Raw genomic sequence first — 17,114 nt, 5'->3', positions numbered from 1 at the left:
ATTTCCAAATATCGACAGTGCCCTGTTCCTATTTAACATTCGAACTCATGCCACAGTCTTTAAGAGTTTTCCTCTACCAAGACTCTCACGCCTTTCTGATTCTATGTTCCTAACTAAATCATCATGAGATACCACTATTTGCAAATATATATTTCTAGTAATATTTCAATAACAAAGAGCTAGACAGAAGAGCCCTATATTTGCGTATAGAAACTTTCTGTTTAAGTGCTTTCAGATTATGCCTAAAGGGAAGACTATGGAAAGTATCATCAAACAAGCCATCGAACTACGGAAAGAGTCTAAGTACCAAGAGTCGAGAGCATTACTTAAAACACTATTAAACGATGAAACTTTTGCTGCTAAAGCTCACTTGCAGATTGCGTGGTCATACGACAATGAGGGCAAAGAGCAAGAAGCGGTCGAGCATTATCTATCTTCTCTTTCAGGGTCATTATCGTCGGTAGAAAGGTTTGATGCTTTGTTTGGGCTAGCAAGTACTTATCGCAGTCTAGGTATGTACTCGCAGGCACTAACCTACTTCGAGCAAACGTTAAGCGAGTACCCCAATTCTGTTGAAGTTCAGCCTTTCTATGCGATGTGTCTTTACAGCTTGGGTCGCCATAAAGAAGCAACATCATTACTGCTTGAGCTTTTAGTATCAACCACAAACAGTTACGCCATTAAAGAGTATCAGCGTGCCATTTCTTTATACGCTTAAGATTTAGATAGAACGTGATGAATCGAAACCCAGCCATGCTAACTCAAGTACTAGCCCTAGCTTGAAGTACTGCTCATGGCGTACAGAATGGAATTCGCGCGCCAAGTATCAAACCAATTCGTCTTCTTAGAAAAGGGAATATTGATAGAAAAAACGCCCCCGAAAAATTCTTTACTCACCCAGACTCAACGCGTGTAAGGCAGTTTTTGAACCTAGACGCTTAATAAACGACTAAACCAGAACACTCATCGGATAGTTCTTAGCTGGAGCACTTTCTGCGTTGAAAGTGCCCCAAAGTTTGTTAGAACAACGGAAATAAGGCTGATGAGTCAGCCTCTTTAATGGCTCGTTTGGGGGCTGTTTTCCTAGGAGAGCTTTGGCCTCGATTACGTTTTTGTTGCTCGTCAAATTTCAGAACATTACCTAATCGCTTGTTATCGACCTACTTGAGCTTAAATCACTTAAGCGTCCTGTGCGACTTTTAAAACGACTCGGCCTTGCTTCCCTTGATTACTTAAACGTTTAAAAGCTGCTTCGTAATCAGAGAGGTCGTAAACACTATCGACGTATACTTGCAGCTCTGATTGTTCAACCCATTTTGCAATTTTAGTCAATTTTTGATGATCACCTTTACTAACCATCAGGTACTTCATTTTTTTTGAACTGAAAAGATTTGTCACAAAGCCTAAGATCTGTTTATCGGGTTCAAGTGGTATAAATTGGCCGTTATCTGCAAGAACGGGTTTAACTTCTTTAAATTGCTTTTTATTAGACAGATCTAGAAATACATCAAATTTGGTTTGTAATTCATTAATGTCTGTTTCTTTATAGTTATAAACTTCATCAGCGCCCAGTTGTAAGAGAAAATCTTTCTGACCTGGCCCCGCAATGGCAGTGGTATGAGCGCCTAAGATCTTTGCAATCTGAACTGCATAAACTCCTAGTCCTCCTGAAGCACCATTAATTAAAAGCTTTGTGCCAGATTGCACATCACTCACCTCAGTTAACGCGGTTAAGGTAGTTAGTGCGCCTAAAGGTAAAGCTGCCGCTTGTTCAAAATTCAGATTTTCTGGCATTAAGGCAATATAATCGGTATTGATGCAGATATATTCTTGATGGGTTTTCATGCCTTTCAGCAAATCAACATATCCAAAAACCTTATCGCCTTCTTTAAAATTTCCAGCCCCTTTTTCAACAACGCCAGAAAACTCCAACCCCGTTCTTACCTCATGGAAGCCACCTAATAACTTCAGGTATAAGTCATATTTTCCGTTTATAAAGTCAATATCGGTGGGATTAACCGAGGCAAATTGTACTTTGACTAAAACTTCGTTTTCTTTAGGAGTCGGGATATCAATGTTGGTATTAAGGGAAGTCTTTTTATTGCTTGTTGTAATTCCTTTCATCATTCTTCGCTCCGATGGTTATTTGAATATAGCTTAACGAATGACATAGATTCCCTTACCAAGGTTCTGCCACACTCAAGTGGTCAACACTATTACTGGAAGCACCATGTCTAATCTGTCTTATTGCGCACCAATTGGGTCAGTTGACCCAATTCCCATCATGCTAAAGATTATGAATTAACCTGTCAATGAGTTTGTGGGTCGATTGACCCAAAAGTGCAAGTTGGTATAATTTGAGTTTGCGACAAAGATCTAGCTATATGGGGATATACGATTGAACAACCGTAGTATTGCAACGAGAAACCAGATTATGGAAGCCACTTTAGCTATCTTGAAAGTCTCTGGTGTAGAAGGGGTGACGATGAGAAAAGTGGCTTCAATGGCAGGTAAGAGTCTTAACAATGTCCAGCATCACTTCAAGAATAAAGAGACATTGTTGAATAACTTAGCGGATTTTTACTTTGCGCAATGCTATGAAGATATTGCACAGTTCTCACCCAGCAATCGAGTAGACGAGCCGAAACAAGTGCTTTATGAGTTTGTCCTGTTCATTTTAGGGCAATCTGAGCACATTAGTGATGCGTGCCTTGTTTTTAGAGAGCTTTGGGCTGTGGCTACTCGAAACTCAGAACTTGAGGATAAACTCAATCAATTTTACGTATCTTCAGTGGATAGAGCTTGTATCTTTTGGAGTGACTATGACAGAGCAAATGCAGAAAAAGCAGCATCACTGCTCCTGCCTTATGTTGAGGGTTACTCTATTCAGCACAAAGCCTTGCCTCTTGATAAAGAACAGATGGCTGAACTACTCTCAGAAACGCTTCACACTCTGTTGACTCAACCCGTTAATGATTAGGGCGGTGGTATTCACATGGATGTGGCTGTTTCTTCTACTCTGCTAAGTCATTGCTATTATCACTAAATTACTCCTGCCACTCAGAGAAATGGTCGAGTAAGAAGTCGATAGCAAGTCTTGCTCTTAACGGTAGGAAATGTCGATTCTGATACACAATCCAGCTGCTATTACCACTGCCCCAGTACGGTTCTAGAATGGGAACTAAACGACCAGATAAAATTGCTTCACTAAAGCTACTTTTAGGCAGATACGCTATGCCTAGCCCCTCTTCACAAGCTTGCAAAACAGTATGGACATTATTACTTTTCCACCGCCCTTGAACTTTCACTTCATCTAAGGGTTTATCATCTTCTTCAAATAGCCAAACATCTTTATTGGAGATAATACAATTGTGATGCCTCAATTGTTCAGGGTGAGTCGGTAAACCATGCTCATCAATGTAACTCTGGCTTACAGCTGCCATCATTGGTCGTTCGACTAGCTTTCTAGCGACAAGTCCTGAATCACTCAGTCGTCCGTAACGAATCGCAAAGTCGAAGCCATCTTCAATAAAGTTCACCATGCTGGTATTGAAGTTTAATTCGACCGTGAGGTTGGGATGTTGCTTGGCAAATTCCATCAAAGCAGGCGCGACATAGTTTTCAGAAAATGCACCAGCAGCGCTTACTCGAAGCACACCACGCAATTGCGTCTGCTGGGTGGTGAGTTGCTCATTAGCTTGTTGAAGTCCAAGTACTAACTCTTTGCACTGTTGGTAATAGGCTTCCCCCTCTTCCGTTAAGCTCACCATTCTTGTCGAACGGGCTAATAACGCAACGCCTAGTCGTTTTTCTAACCTTGTGACTTGGCGACTGACGTGGCTAGTACTGCAACCTAAATGTTTCGCTGCAGCAGAAAACCCCAAGCTTTCTGCAACCGTAACAAACTCGTTAATACCTTCAAAACTCTCCATATTCACCTTTGCTATTTGGCAATAATGTTTTCCTGAATAAACGTATTATCACTTAAATTCAAAATAATTAGTATAAAGGCGTTTAATAAGAAAACACTAAGAGTTAAGGAAAGCACCATGAGTGAAATTTTATCGTCAGGCAACGTTGCATTGGTCACAGGCGCTAGCAGCGGAATCGGCGCTGCTACTGCCCGACACTTGGTTGCTCGTGGACTACGTGTGATTGGCACTGGACGCAGCCTTGAGCGACTAAAAGAGCTGGCTGATGAGCTAGGTGAGTCTGGACTGATGATCGAACTCGACGTTCGTAACGAAGACGCTGTCGCTGCCGCATTAGCTGACTTACCCGCCGAGTGGCGTGAGATTAATATTCTAGTAAACAATGCCGGCCATGATGCTGGCGGCTGGCAGGAATTTCAGGATCTCGACCGTACGGCAAGTGATGATGTAATCAACACCAACGTCACTGGCCTGATCCGCATGACATCACATGTTATACCAGGGATGCTCAATCGAAACCGGGGTCATATCGTTAATATAGGGTCGATCAGCTCTTTCACGCCTTATCCGAAATCAGCAGTCTACTGCGCCAGTAAATTTGCCGTAGATGGCTTTACCCAATCCCTACGTATGGACATGGCTAACACCGCTATCCGCGTAACACAGATCGACCCCGGGGTAGTGCTGACTGGATTCCAATTAAGCCGCTACAAGGGTGATCAAGCTGCGGCGGACGCTTTTATTGATAGCTATCCGACCGGACTAACACCGGACGATGTCGCACGCGCTATTTGTTTTTCACTGGAACAACCACCTGGCGTGATGATAGACCGAATTGTACTACAGCCTACGCAAGGAGCCTGAGCCACATAGCTGGAGTGCGTAAAACAATATTGAGAGGTTAAAATGAGTCAATTATTTAGTGCCGAAAAAATCGGAGAACTCAATCTTACAAACCGCATAGTTATCGCACCAATGTGTCAATACTCTGCCGAATCTGGACAGGCTAGTGCTTGGCACCGCATACACTATGGTTCACTGGCAACTTCTGGCGCAGGATTGCTGATTATGGAGGCGACAGCTGTTGAACCAATTGGCCGTATTTCAGCGGGAGATTTAGGACTGTGGGATGACATGACAGAAGCCGCATTACAAAGCGTTTTGTCTGATGTTCGCGCCTGGTCCCCCATTCGTATAGGGATTCAACTATGTCATGCTGGGCGGAAGGGCTCTTCTCATTTGCCTTGGGAGGGAGGGCATAAATTGCAGTTGAGTGAAGGTGGCTGGCAAACTGTTGCTCCTTCCGCGTTGGGCTTTACTGAGCAAGACGAAACGCCAGAGTCACTCGACTTAGCGGGTATTGTGCGTATCAAACAAGCGTTTGTTGAAAGCGCACTTCGTGCAGTACGTACAGGGATTGAACTAATAGAAATTCATGCGGCACACGGGTATCTACTCCACCAATTTCTTTCTCCATTAAGTAACCAGAGGCAGGACCAATATGGTGGTTCGCTGGAGAATCGCTTACGCTTCCCACTTGAAGTATTTGAAGCTGTGCGCGAAGCCATACCTTCTTCAATTCCGGTTGGAGTTCGGCTTTCGGCAACTGACTGGATTGATGGCGGCTGGGATCTTGAGCAGTCGATTGTGTTCGGTCAGCAACTGGAACAGCTAGGTTGTGACTATCTGCATGTTTCCAGCGGTGGGCTTTCGCCGTTGCAATCCATCGACGTAAAACCAGGTTATCAGCTTCCGTTCGCTAGTGCCATTCGTCAACAAGTTACGATCCCGGTAATTGGCGTAGGTCTAATCACCGAACCACAGCAGGCTGAAGAAGTAGTTAAACAAGGGGATGCAGATTTGGTTGCATTAGGCCGCACAGTACTTTTTAACCCGCACTGGCCGTGGCAAGCTGCCGTTGCGCTCGGCGCTCAGGTTCAGGCCCCTCCTCAGTATTTGCGTTCTGAACCACATGGCTCGAAAGGCACGCTTGTTTTACCTTAATTATTTAACTGCTCAACATACTGAGTCGTTAATCTATCTAGGAACATACCTTCAATTAAGTTTATTTTCTGATCTAACTTATAATTTTCGATTTATAAATAATTACGCTGAGGGTAATTATTTAATTCGTTTACATATGCTGACAAGCTGAAAATGAATTTAGTTGCAATGAATTTACGTGGTAACCATGCTGGTAGCTCATCAGCAATTAAGTAGAAACTCTAACGAGCTTTTGTCCAGAGGTGTGCTGAAGCCGATCACGGCAAACACACCTTTGCCCTATTGTAAGTTATAGAATTTTTGCGTGATTGTTTGAACATAGGTATTTGGGCTATTCATTCTAGTCTGAGTAATGTCTATCGAACTGACACTCGCAGATGGAGCCACATCAAAAGATTTGAGCACGCCTTAATAGACAAGGTACTCCAATTTACCACTCCGGTTGCAGCATTATTTGCAATTAATAAGTAGAGGTTACTGCTTGAGTGCCTCTTGTAACATCTCTTTCAATTCAGTTGAGCTTTTAGCCTCTTTAACACAGTCTAAAGTCGCTTTATATCCAATTTTTGACTTGACCCGCACGACGAGTGGCACCAAGGCAGACTCATTGCGCGATTGTGTCTCTGAGTTAACTTCTATTCCGAAAATACACTTTTCAGTGAGTACCGAGATTCCCTTTTCTAGGTGATCTATGGCATCGAGTAGATTGGTAATCAGTAGCATTCCCCACGGGTTATAATCTAACTCTCCATGGATGTGTGCTTGTTTAGACGAATAGCAATGTCCTTGAGCCTGCATAGCAGACTGAATGGCAAACTCGGGAATCGTAGGATTTACTTTTCCTGGCATAGCACTTGAACCAGCCTGTACCGCTGGAAGCGTAATTTCTGATAAACCGCCCTCGGGACCGGAAGACATTAAACGCAGGTCTTTCGCTATCTTGATAATAAAGCCCGCTAAGTTCTCTACCTGACTCACACAATGAATTTGAGCATCAAATGATTGGCTGGATTGAAATAAGTTATCGCTCTTGCGAAGCTCTATACTGGTAACGTCTGAAAGTACTGCGATACAACGCTCGGCATAAGCCGTTGAGCAGTCCCCACTTCGCCCAATAATATTACCGCTTAAATTAACAGCCTGAAGGTCATTGCGACACGCTTTAAGGTGCATTTGATAGGTGCGTAGTGATGCTAAGTAACCACCCCAAAACTGTTTAAACTCAATCGTGACTGCATCCTGCATACAGGTTCTGGCGAGTTTAGAACTGTCGCTGTGATTCGCCATTAAATACTCAAGTGCGTATATCAAGCGCTCAGTGGTTGTATCTAAGCGATCAAGGGCTTCAATAGCAGCCAAGTGACTTGCTGTTTGCAAGCAGTCGCTCGTTGAATGATTCATGTTAATGGCATCATTCGGATGAGCAGGAGAATAAGAGCCGTAGGGCTGGGCATAATAGCTATGATTGACAATGTTAGCGACGACCTCATTGACATTCATATTAACGGAAATCCCACCACCACCATGAAAAGCGTGAACGGGGAATAACTCCCTTTGGTAGTTTTCTAATATGGACTGACAGGTGTTTTCAATATTCAATGAAAGTACTGGATCCATTTCTCCGATTTCCCTGTTTACACGAGCAGAAGCTAATTTGATACGTAAAACAGCGTTGATAAGTGACGCGTAGTCGCCAAGTGTTTTTTGATTGTCTACGGGGTACAGATTTAGAGCTCGCTGTGTTTGAGCACCATAAGGGAGTAACACCGGGATTCTCACTTCACCAATATTATCGACTTCGATTCTGTATTGCATGACTTTCCTTAATTGGGCGGATAGAACCGCCCAACATATTTGATTAGCTTTCGCCGTAGTAGACCCAAATACTCTTCGTTTTGGTGTAAGAAGATAGCGAATGAATGGCCATTTCTTTACCCCAGCCACTTTGTTTAAAGCCGCCGAATGGGCTGGCAAGTCCATAGCAACCATATTTGTTCACAAACACCATACCAGCATCAATCTTATCAACCATTCGGTGCGCACGAGTTACATTAGACGTGTATATACCTGCCGCAAGCCCATATTCAGTATTGTTGGCTATTCTAATTGCATCTTCTTCGGTTTTGAATTTGATGCAAGAAAGCACCGGACCAAAGATCTCTTCTCGTGCAATTCGTGCATTTTCAGGCACTTCTGAGAAAATCGTTGGTCGAACAAAGTAGCCTTGTTCATTACCATTTGATGTATCTCGCTCACCACCAGCTACCAGTTTTGCTTCTGTTTTACCGATCTCAATGTAAGACATGATTTTATTGAACTGAGCTTCATTACATTGAGGCCCTTGTTCACTTTCAGGGTCTAGTGGGTCTCCGCATTTTACCGCTTCAGCTTTGGCAATCAGCTTCTCAAGAACGTAATCGTAAATCCCTTCTTGGATTAAAAATCGCGTTGGTTCGGAGCATTTTTCACCTTTGTGAGAGAACATCACAGTAAAAGCACGGTCGATCGCAGCGTCTAGGTTTTCGGTGTCCTCGAAGAAAATACAAGGAGACTTACCGCCAAGCTCAAGCGTGACTGATTTCATGTTTGATTGGCCGCTATTTTCAATGATTTTGCGACCAATAGGTGTACTTCCGGTAAAGGAGACTTTTTGGACGTTATTGCTGACTGTAAGCTGATTTGAAGCTGCGCCATCAGCAATAACTAGGTTTAAAACGCCGTCTGGAATATCAACGCTTTCAATAATCTTTTCTATCAAGTATAGAGACGTCAAAGGTGTAAACTCGGATGGTTTAAGAATGACCGTATTCCCCATAGCTAAAGCCGGAGCGATTTTCAACGCAGCCTGATAAAGCGGGAAGTTCCAAGGTGCGATAAGTGCACATACCCCAACTGGTTCTTTATTCGTGAAGTTAAGGTATTCAGGATCGACAGGTGACGTTTCGCCATAAAACTTATCAGTCCAACCTGCATAGTACTCAAAGATGTCAGCACAAGTTGGAATATCGTCTGCTAATGACTCTGATAAGAGTTTGCCATTTGGTAGCGTCTCTAGCACCGCCAAAACTGCAGTATGGTCACGAATAACTTGAGCAATATCGCGAAGAACTTGAGCTCGCTCAGTCCTACTTACTTTACTCCATACACCTGATTGATGAGCTTGTGAGGCAACAGCCGCCGCTTCTTCAACCAACTGCTCATCAGCTAAAGGGATATTACACAACACATCTCTATTACTAGGGTTGGTAACCATCCAATTGTTCTCTGAGTTGCCAAGAACCCATTGGCCGCCAATAAATTGTTTTTTGTCTTTGCTTAGCCACTCTTTAGCTGAAGAGATCGCTGAGTTGTATTGAGTATCCATATTTTCTCCAAACTGCGCATTTGTTATTGTGGTCAGTCCTTGAAAATTTACAGATATCACATTTTTACAACAACTGAATAAAAGTAATTAACATATGAGTTTTAATCGTTAGAATTCAAAAAAATCTACACAAGCGTGCTATTTCTGAAATTTAAATGAAACGCAGTGACCGTGTTTACGTTCTACGTCGCTGTATTTGTGACAAGGAGCAAGATAATGAGACAACTACCCTCGCTGAATGCAGTCCGAGTATTTGAAGTTGCAGGCACCCACTTGAGTTTCACCGCCGCGGCAAACATCTTAAATGTTACGCAGGGGGCGGTTAGCAAACAGATAAAACAACTTGAGGAATATTTGGGTGTACCGCTTTTCAAACGCACATCTACTCGAGGTCTCCTTGAGTTAACTCCGATTGGCGAACAAGTTCTCGACACGATTTCTCGTTCTCTTTCAGAGGTAGAGAAAGGATTAGAGGTCATACGTAACCCTAATCTTCAACAGAGGTTAGTTATCCTTGCCCCTCCGACATTTACCAGCCGTTGGTTGAGTGTTCACCTCGTTAACTTTGCTAAAGCATTTCCACAATATGACTTACAGATCTACAGCAAACGAGAGCAAAGTACTCTGTATGATATTGAGATCCTTTTTGATGAGGTTGGTGAGTTCTATGCAAAAGACAACTTGTTGTTTAAAGAAAAATACGTAGCAGTCTGTAATCAAGACCTAGTAACAGAGAGCATGAATATTGAAGCCCATACACATAAGATGCTCCATATTCGCCACCATGGTCATAACCTCCCGGCATGGAAAGACTGGCTTGACTCAGCCAATATCCAATTGACAGAAGGACACCGAAAAGGGATTTCGATGAGCACTCAAGAACAGGTGATAAATACAGCTATCGCTGGAGGTGGATTCGCGGTAGTCGATCTAAATATGGTTTATCACTCACTTAAAAAACAGGAGCTGATCCAATTCCACCCTCTGCAATGTCGCAGTCGATATGGGTATTTCATTCATGTCCCTACTCCCAAAGTCGGTACGAGTAAAGTTGAGGCATTTGTATCTTGGTTGAAAGACGAGTGCCTTAGCGTGTCTTAGCTTCAACTTTTCAAACAACTATATTTCTCCAGACAATTTTAAAGTGTTGTTTCTTATGTTTTTTTAATTTTACATTAAGGTTTTAAGAACTAAACTCATGTATACCTAACTTATATTCACTCGTGTTTTGTTGGCTTTTGAATCTAAATACTCAGGTCAACAAACAAAAATTAAACATTTTGTTTACATAATGCGAGGAGTGAATATGGAATACGTACAACTGGGTAACTCTGGCCTCAAGGTGTCTCGTTTGTGCCTTGGAACTATGAACATGGGCTCTAAGGAATGGAAGCCTTGGATCTTTGATGAGAAAGAGAGCGAACCAATCATTCGTCATGCTATCGACCATGGCGTTAACTTTATTGACCTAGCAGACTTTTACTCATATGGAGCAGGTGAGGAAGTCGTTTGTAATGTACTCAATCGCATTGGACAACGTGACAAGCTGATTGTCACAACTAAAGTTGGCTACCAAATGAATGATGACATCAACGCACAAGGCCACTCTCGCCAGCATATAATGAACTCAATTGATGCGTCGCTAAAGCGCATGAAGATGGACTATGTAGATATTTACATGCTTCATTTCTTTGATGTAAACACCCCTATCGAAGAAACGATGTGCGCTCTGAATGATATCGTTCGATCAGGTAAGGCTCGCTATATTGGTGTTTCAACCATGTATACATGGCAGCTCGCCAAAATCATTCAGGTATGTGATCAAAACGGTTGGGTAAAACCAATCAACATGCAATTGCAATATAATTGCGCCTACCGAGAAGAAGAGAGAGAGATGATTCCATATTGCCAAGACCAAGGTATTGGAGTGTCGGTATTTAGTCCTCTTGCTAGAGGTATCCTCACCAATGATATGCAGTCTAACCGAAACAAAACTGATTTCTTTACTGCCGAAATGTATAACGACAAGGCTTCATTTGATATTTCTACTTCTGTTGCCCGTGTTGCCCAGAGGCACAACGTAGCCCCAGCTCAGGTAGCGCAAGCTTGGGTGCTATCAAAACAATACGTTTCATCGATGCTGGTTGGTGCTGATACACCTGAACAATTCAATAGCGCCTTAGCTGCTTTGGAGATGAATCTAGATCAAGAGGATATATTTGAGTTAGAACGCAATTATACGCCTTGCGATATAATTAATGATTATACTGCAGGGAACCGTATCCCTCGTGAGGCTCGTCTTCCCAAAGGTATTTACGCTAAATAAATTGCATATAATTTTAGCTGTATTTGAATGGCACGTTACGTGCCATTTATTATTTTATAAGAAAGAAACTCATCTATAACATTTAACTTAATAGATGAACCCGATCATATTACCCACTTCTATACAGCCCTTCTTGATCAAGTCAAAAATTAGCTCGACTACCTCCATTAGAACCTATTGCTAACTCAAGGGTTTTACAAGCCACTATTTTCACAAAATCAACTTAACTTACTGATACTTTGAGTGATATCGGCCTTTATGCACGTCTTGCAATTAAACTTAGCTCACAGAACTAAAAGTAAACCTCTCAAAATGCAACACTCAGTTAACAACGTGTTATTGATGACTATCACTTTTGACATATATGTATTTAAGCTCGACTTCACCTAACTATCTGTTAAATCGTGATATTCGATATTGAGTGAATTTTGTTCTTAAGTATGGGACTTTATTTCCATCAACCCCTAATAACATTGCTGTAACATTAGACCTAATTAATACGGTAGTTTATTAAGGGACATGAAATGACAAACCAATTTGTACTTGGCTCCAATCGAAAAATAGATCCTTCACGTCGACGCGCTGCACAATTAAAACCAGATGGAAGCGTGAACGATAATGACAGAGTTGAGATTGGGCCTACCGCTCTAGCATTCCAAGAGTGGGCAGACCTAGGTCTCACTCCTCCAAATCTACACAAAATGCGAGAGTATCGATTAAAACGCATTGTAGACCAGCTGCAAGCCCGAGACTTAGCCGGAGTTTTGCTATTTGACCCCCTAAATATTCGTTACGCAACAGATTCGACCAACATGCAGCTTTGGATAGCGCACAACCATGCTCGTGCTTGTTTTGTATCTGCAGAAGGCTACATGATTCTTTGGGATTTCCATAATTGTGAACATTTATCCGCACACCTACCGCTTGTAAAAGAAGTACGTAACGGAGCCTCGTTCTTCTACTTTGAAACTGGAAATCGAACCAATGAGCACGCCCATCACTTTGCAAAAGAGATCGCAGACATCGTAAAGCACCACGGTGGTGGGAGCAATCGTATCGCCGTAGACAAAATAGAGATTGTCGGCTTGCGTGAACTCGATAAACAGGGCCTTGAAATCTTTGATGGCCAAGAAGTTATGGAGCTAGCTAGAGCAGTCAAAAACATTGATGAGATCAACGCAATGCGCTGTTCGATTGCATCGACAGAGATAGCAATGAAGAAAATGCAAGAGGCAACTGTTCCTGGCGTCACTGAAAACGACATTTGGTCGGTGTTACATGCTGAAAACATTAAGCGCGGTGGAGAGTGGATAGAGTGTCGAATCCTGTCTTCAGGACCTCGTACAAACCCATGGTTTCAAGAGTGCGGCCCTCGCATAGTTAAAGAAGGAGAGCTCTTAGCTTTTGATACCGATCTCATTGGTCCTTATGGATTCTGTGCAGACCTATCACGCACGTGGCTAATCGGTGATGTAGAAGCTACCGAAGAACAGAGACATTTATACCGCGTGGCCTATGAACATATCCAACACAACATGGAAATACTAAAGCCAGGTATGACATTCGAAGAAGTTACACGCTCTGGACTTTTACTTCCTGAAAAATACCGACCACAACGCTATGGAGTAATGATGCACGGTGTCGGTTTATGTGATGAGTACCCTTCAATACGATATCCAGAAGATCTAGAAGGTCATGGGTATGACGGTGTATTGGAGCCAGGCATGGCACTTTGTGTTGAGGCATATGTTGGCGCTGTCGGCGGCAAAGAAGGGGTCAAATTGGAAGACCAAGTCATTATCACAGAGGATGGGTTTGAAAACCTAACGAACTACCCATTTGAAAAAGAGTTATTAAAGTAGGAGCAGCACATGACATCCGTACCTAAAAACACTCATAAATTACTAGTAAGCGCAGGAGCTGGGATAATTTTAACTCTGTGCTTTGTCTATGTATTACTTGCTCCAGAAGCAAGCACTGACATGTTCTCAAACCTGAAGAACTATATCGCACATAAATTTGCTTGGTTTTACATGGGCAGCGTCGCCTTGTTTATCTCCATTTTGATTTTCAGTGCTTGTAGCCGCGTGGGAGACTTAAGGCTTGGCAAAGATAATGAGAGACCTGAGTTTTCCGGGTTTGCGTGGGGTTCGATGCTGTTCAGTACAGGGATGGGCATTGGACTTGTATTTTTCGGCGTCGCTGAGCCTGTCATGCACTACATGAACCCTCCGATCGTAGAGGCTCAGACCGATGTCGCAGTCAGAGAAGCAATGAACATCACTTTCTTTCACTGGGGAATCAATGCATGGGCTATTTACACCATTGTGGCGCTTGTTATTTCTTATGCAGCCTATCGTAAAGGCCGTCCACTAGAAATGAGAAGTGCGTTTTACCCAATCTTTGGTGAGCGAATCAACGGACCATTAGGCGTAGCCATTGATGTCTTTGCGGTACTTGCCACAGTGGTGGGTATCGTTACCCCTTTAGGTTTTGGTGTACAGCAAATCAACGCAGGCTTAAATTACGTACTTGGCTTCGAGATCAGCACAGGCAATCAAATCGTCCTGATTACAATCATTGGAGTAATGACATGTATTTCGCTAGTACTTGGCCTAAAGAAAGGGATTAAAGCGCTATCACTCATCAATATTTGCGTCGCAATTGGCCTAATGACATATGTATTCTTAGCTTCTAATACCACCTTCATTCTTAACTCAACCGTTGAAAATGTTGGCAACTATTTGGCGAGCTTTGTACCACTGTCTTTTGATACTTATTCCTTTACCAACCCTGATTGGTTTTATGGTTGGACCCTCTTTTACTGGGCTTGGTGGATTGCCTTTGCTGCTCCGACAGGACTGTTTATTGCTAGAATTTCACGCGGTAGAACAATACGAGAGTTCGTAGTTGGCGTACTTGTTATTCCAGTAGGTTTTTCTTTCGCATGGCTGACTATATTCGGCAATAGTGCATTGGACCTTATTCATAACCAAGGTGTCGAGGAGCTAAGCACGGCTGTAATGACAAACTCTTCATCAGCACTGTTTAAGTTTTTTGAGTTGGTATCTGATTGGAGTCTGCCTAGTTACCTAGCACTATTCAGCATTTTCGTATTCTTTATTACGACCTCTGATTCGGGCACGCTTGTTATCAATACACTGACATCAAAGGATGAAGATAATGCTCCGATTTCACAACGCATTGGCTGGGTGATTGCTATTTCTGGTATCACTAGCTTGTTGTTAATGAGTGGGGGCATGACCGCCATTCAATCGCTACTTGTTATTATGGGATGTCCATTCGCCATTATGGTAACGATGATGAGTTATGGGTTTATGAAGTCTGTGTATATTGAAGTCTATTCACCCGCCACCAAGACCCGAGGTGCAGAATTGGATGAAGTGATTAGAAAAGCAGAACAAACAGAGATTGAATATCGGAAAGCTCAAATCATCCATGGTGGTAAGTAATCATATTGAGTTAAATTCTTTAACATCAACACCATAGATATTGTATGTGATTACACGGCTCTCCTACTCAAAAGTTCCTCCTTAAAAATACTTTTGAGTAGGAGAGCATTACATTCGCTCACAAAGTGTTCTGCGATACTCAATGACTGTATGCCCAATTCGCAGCCTGTTTCATACCAGAATCAAAGCAGTACGCTTGGCAGATACAAAGAAAGGCTTGGGATGAAGGTTACGATGAGCACCATAGGCAGATGTCCAAGCAGAATTAGCTTCATAGTTGGTTTAATGTATTTGTCGAGCGAGAGCTTGGCCACTCCCCCAGCCATGAACAGCATAGGCGCACACGGCGGCGAGATGTTCCCCAATCCTAAGTTAACGCCCACGATAGCAGCAAAATGAATCGGATCGATGCCTAGTGCCTTAATGATTGGCAGGAAAATAACTGCAGCAAGAATACTGCCGGAAATATCATCTACTATCATGCCTATCAGCATCAACAACACATTGATCAATAAGAGTAATACCAATTTGTTATCGCTAATCTGCAGCAACGCATCCGCGATCTGATTTGGTATCTGTTGAAATACCATCGCACGACTCATAACGAATAAAAAGAACAGCACCGCGATAATGGATCCCGTCATCGCTACTGAACTGACAGTAATATCCATTAGCTGTTTAAAGCTGATGCCTTTGTACACCATGAGTCCAATGACAACTGAGTAAACCACAGCAATGGAGGCAGCTTCAGTCGGTGTCGCCAAGCCGCTGTATATGGTGCCTAAAATAATGATTGGCATAAGAAGAGCGAACGTTGCTTTTCTTCCCGTTTGTTGGATATTTTGAAACTGGGCTTTGTAAGACTTAGGTTTCTGTACTTGGATACCCTGCTCATTTCTCAAAATAAAATGGTTGAGTACGCAGTACCAGAGAGCGAGTAACAGCCCCGGAACTATGGTCGAAAGGAACGCTGCTCCCACAGAAATACCGCTAGTAATCGAGAATATAATCATAGGGATGGATGGCGGGATCAGCAAAGCCAACACCGACGAACAGGCAACCAAACCAGTGGCATGCCCTTCTGGGTAGCCCTCTTTGACCATTCGTGGAATCATGATTTTGCCAATAGCAGCGATGGCGGCCGTCGAACTTCCTGAAATAGCGCCAAACAGAGTACAACTGATCACAGTCACAGCTCCCAAACCGCCTTTGATGCGCCCAACAAACGCATTAATGAAGTTGAGAATACGCTCAGAGATGCCACTTTCGGCCATGACAAAGCCGGAAAAGATAAATAGTGGCAGTGCCAACAGCGAAAAGCTAGCGACTGTGTTGTAACCATGCGGCAGCAAGAACGAGATGTTACTACCGGTGATATAAGAAAAGAGTAATGCGCCGACCCCAAAAGCAAATGCCACAGGGACACCGATCAGCAGCAACACGACGGTGACTGCCATTGCGAGAATAAATAAGGTCATGATCTGCCCTCCGGTTTAAACAGTTCGCGAACGTCACGACCAATATCGAGTAACAAATAGAGTGAAGAAAGGACAAAACCAAACACCATCGAAGAAGACCACACCCAGCGAGGCCACGCTAGGTTGGTGCTTAACCGCCCCCTGTCATAAATTTTCATCACATATTCCATAGCAAGATAAGAGAAGAACATCAGTGCGCTGAGAGAGACAAGATAGCCAAACAGCTTAATCAGCTCGATGGTCCTTGGATTGTTGACGATAAGATGAATGACTCCCCCGGTGATATGCTCTTTCGTCTTAGTTGCGTAGGCCATACCTGAAAAATAAACCCATACCCCAATTAACAATGCGACTTCTTCGATACCAGTGAATGGAGAATCAAACACGTAGCGCAGGATTACTTGAAAAAACATCAATAGTGACAAGCTAATAACCGAGCTAATCATGATGAATCGAAGTAAAATTTCTAAGAAATCACACACGCTGTAAAAAGTAGGCACATCACGTTGTGCAAGAGAGTCGTTCATAATTGCCTCA

14 protein-coding genes and 1 pseudogene are annotated in these 17,114 nt (G+C 42.9%); 9 read left to right on the top strand and 6 right to left on the bottom strand.

What is annotated here, in order from left to right; genetic code table 11:
• Window positions 1–256: 256 nt before the first annotated feature.
• Both AC6R05_RS23960 and AC6R05_RS23955 read left to right on the top strand, forming a co-directional pair.
• Window positions 257–718, top strand: coding sequence for a tetratricopeptide repeat protein (locus tag AC6R05_RS23960; protein ID WP_500648927.1), 462 nt, complete (start codon window positions 257–259; stop codon window positions 716–718).
• Between the two features lie 84 nt (window positions 719–802).
• A pseudogene (locus tag AC6R05_RS23955) lies at window positions 803–942 on the top strand (amino acid ABC transporter ATP-binding protein); the annotation flags it as partial.
• Window positions 943–1,179: 237 nt separating this feature from the next.
• Here the strand turns inward: AC6R05_RS23955 and AC6R05_RS23950 are convergent.
• On the bottom strand, window positions 1,180–2,127 hold the full coding sequence (locus tag AC6R05_RS23950) for an NAD(P)-dependent alcohol dehydrogenase (RefSeq protein ID WP_500648926.1): 948 nt from the start codon (window positions 2,125–2,127) through the stop codon (window positions 1,180–1,182).
• Between the two features lie 307 nt (window positions 2,128–2,434).
• Here AC6R05_RS23950 and AC6R05_RS23945 point away from each other — a divergent pair, with 307 nt between their 5' ends.
• Window positions 2,435–2,980: a TetR/AcrR family transcriptional regulator gene (locus AC6R05_RS23945; protein ID WP_500648925.1), complete on the top strand. Its 546-nt coding sequence runs from the start codon at window positions 2,435–2,437 to the stop codon at window positions 2,978–2,980.
• A 67-nt stretch (window positions 2,981–3,047) separates the two neighbouring features.
• On the opposite strand, the gene AC6R05_RS23940 is transcribed toward AC6R05_RS23945, so the two are convergent.
• Window positions 3,048–3,932, bottom strand: coding sequence for a LysR family transcriptional regulator (locus AC6R05_RS23940; RefSeq protein WP_500648924.1), 885 nt, complete (start codon window positions 3,930–3,932; stop codon window positions 3,048–3,050).
• A gap of 117 nt (window positions 3,933–4,049) precedes the next feature.
• Here AC6R05_RS23940 and AC6R05_RS23935 point away from each other — a divergent pair, with 117 nt between their 5' ends.
• A complete protein-coding gene (locus AC6R05_RS23935; protein WP_500648923.1) occupies window positions 4,050–4,796 on the top strand; it encodes an SDR family oxidoreductase in 747 nt (248 codons plus the stop codon).
• Between the two features lie 42 nt (window positions 4,797–4,838).
• On the top strand, window positions 4,839–5,936 hold the full coding sequence (locus AC6R05_RS23930) for an NADH:flavin oxidoreductase/NADH oxidase (RefSeq protein WP_500648922.1): 1,098 nt from the start codon (window positions 4,839–4,841) through the stop codon (window positions 5,934–5,936).
• 474 nt (window positions 5,937–6,410) lie between these two features.
• Here AC6R05_RS23930 and AC6R05_RS23925 read toward each other — a convergent pair whose 3' ends face one another.
• Both AC6R05_RS23925 and AC6R05_RS23920 read right to left on the bottom strand, forming a co-directional pair.
• Complete coding sequence (locus AC6R05_RS23925; RefSeq protein ID WP_500648921.1) at window positions 6,411–7,751, bottom strand: lyase family protein; 1,341 nt, start codon at window positions 7,749–7,751, stop codon at window positions 6,411–6,413.
• 43 nt (window positions 7,752–7,794) lie between these two features.
• On the bottom strand, window positions 7,795–9,300 hold the full coding sequence (locus AC6R05_RS23920; RefSeq protein WP_500648920.1) for an aldehyde dehydrogenase family protein: 1,506 nt from the start codon (window positions 9,298–9,300) through the stop codon (window positions 7,795–7,797).
• Between the two features lie 216 nt (window positions 9,301–9,516).
• Between AC6R05_RS23920 and AC6R05_RS23915 the strand changes: the two genes are divergently transcribed.
• The 4 genes from AC6R05_RS23915 (at window position 9,517) to AC6R05_RS23900 (ending at window position 15,099) form a co-directional block, all read left to right on the top strand.
• Window positions 9,517–10,401 (top strand): LysR family transcriptional regulator, encoded by an 885-nt coding sequence (locus tag AC6R05_RS23915; protein WP_500648919.1) that lies wholly within the window; start codon window positions 9,517–9,519, stop codon window positions 10,399–10,401.
• Between the two features lie 205 nt (window positions 10,402–10,606).
• Window positions 10,607–11,626, top strand: coding sequence for an aldo/keto reductase (locus AC6R05_RS23910; RefSeq protein ID WP_500648918.1), 1,020 nt, complete (start codon window positions 10,607–10,609; stop codon window positions 11,624–11,626).
• A gap of 524 nt (window positions 11,627–12,150) precedes the next feature.
• Entirely contained in the window at window positions 12,151–13,488 is a 1,338-nt protein-coding gene (dddP, locus tag AC6R05_RS23905) for a dimethylsulfonioproprionate lyase DddP (RefSeq protein WP_500648917.1), read from the top strand.
• Between the two features lie 9 nt (window positions 13,489–13,497).
• The gene (locus AC6R05_RS23900) at window positions 13,498–15,099 is read left to right on the top strand and encodes a BCCT family transporter (protein ID WP_500648916.1); all 1,602 of its coding nucleotides are present in this window, start codon (window positions 13,498–13,500) and stop codon (window positions 15,097–15,099) included.
• Window positions 15,100–15,281: 182 nt separating this feature from the next.
• Here the strand turns inward: AC6R05_RS23900 and AC6R05_RS23895 are convergent, their stop codons facing one another.
• The gene (locus AC6R05_RS23895) at window positions 15,282–16,577 is read right to left on the bottom strand and encodes a TRAP transporter large permease (RefSeq protein WP_446578012.1); all 1,296 of its coding nucleotides are present in this window, start codon (window positions 16,575–16,577) and stop codon (window positions 15,282–15,284) included.
• Window positions 16,574–17,104 carry a TRAP transporter small permease gene (locus AC6R05_RS23890; protein ID WP_500648915.1) on the bottom strand — a complete coding sequence of 177 codons (531 nt, stop codon included), beginning with the start codon at window positions 17,102–17,104 and terminating at the stop codon, window positions 16,574–16,576. The genes AC6R05_RS23895 and AC6R05_RS23890 overlap by 4 nt, the downstream gene beginning before the upstream one ends.
• Window positions 17,105–17,114 lie beyond the last annotated feature (10 nt).

It is taken from the genome of Vibrio sp. R11-SG3-ISO9, assembly GCF_059834255.1.
Note: the sequence above shows the minus strand (reverse complement) of the source record. Positions and strands in the feature narration are given on the sequence as shown.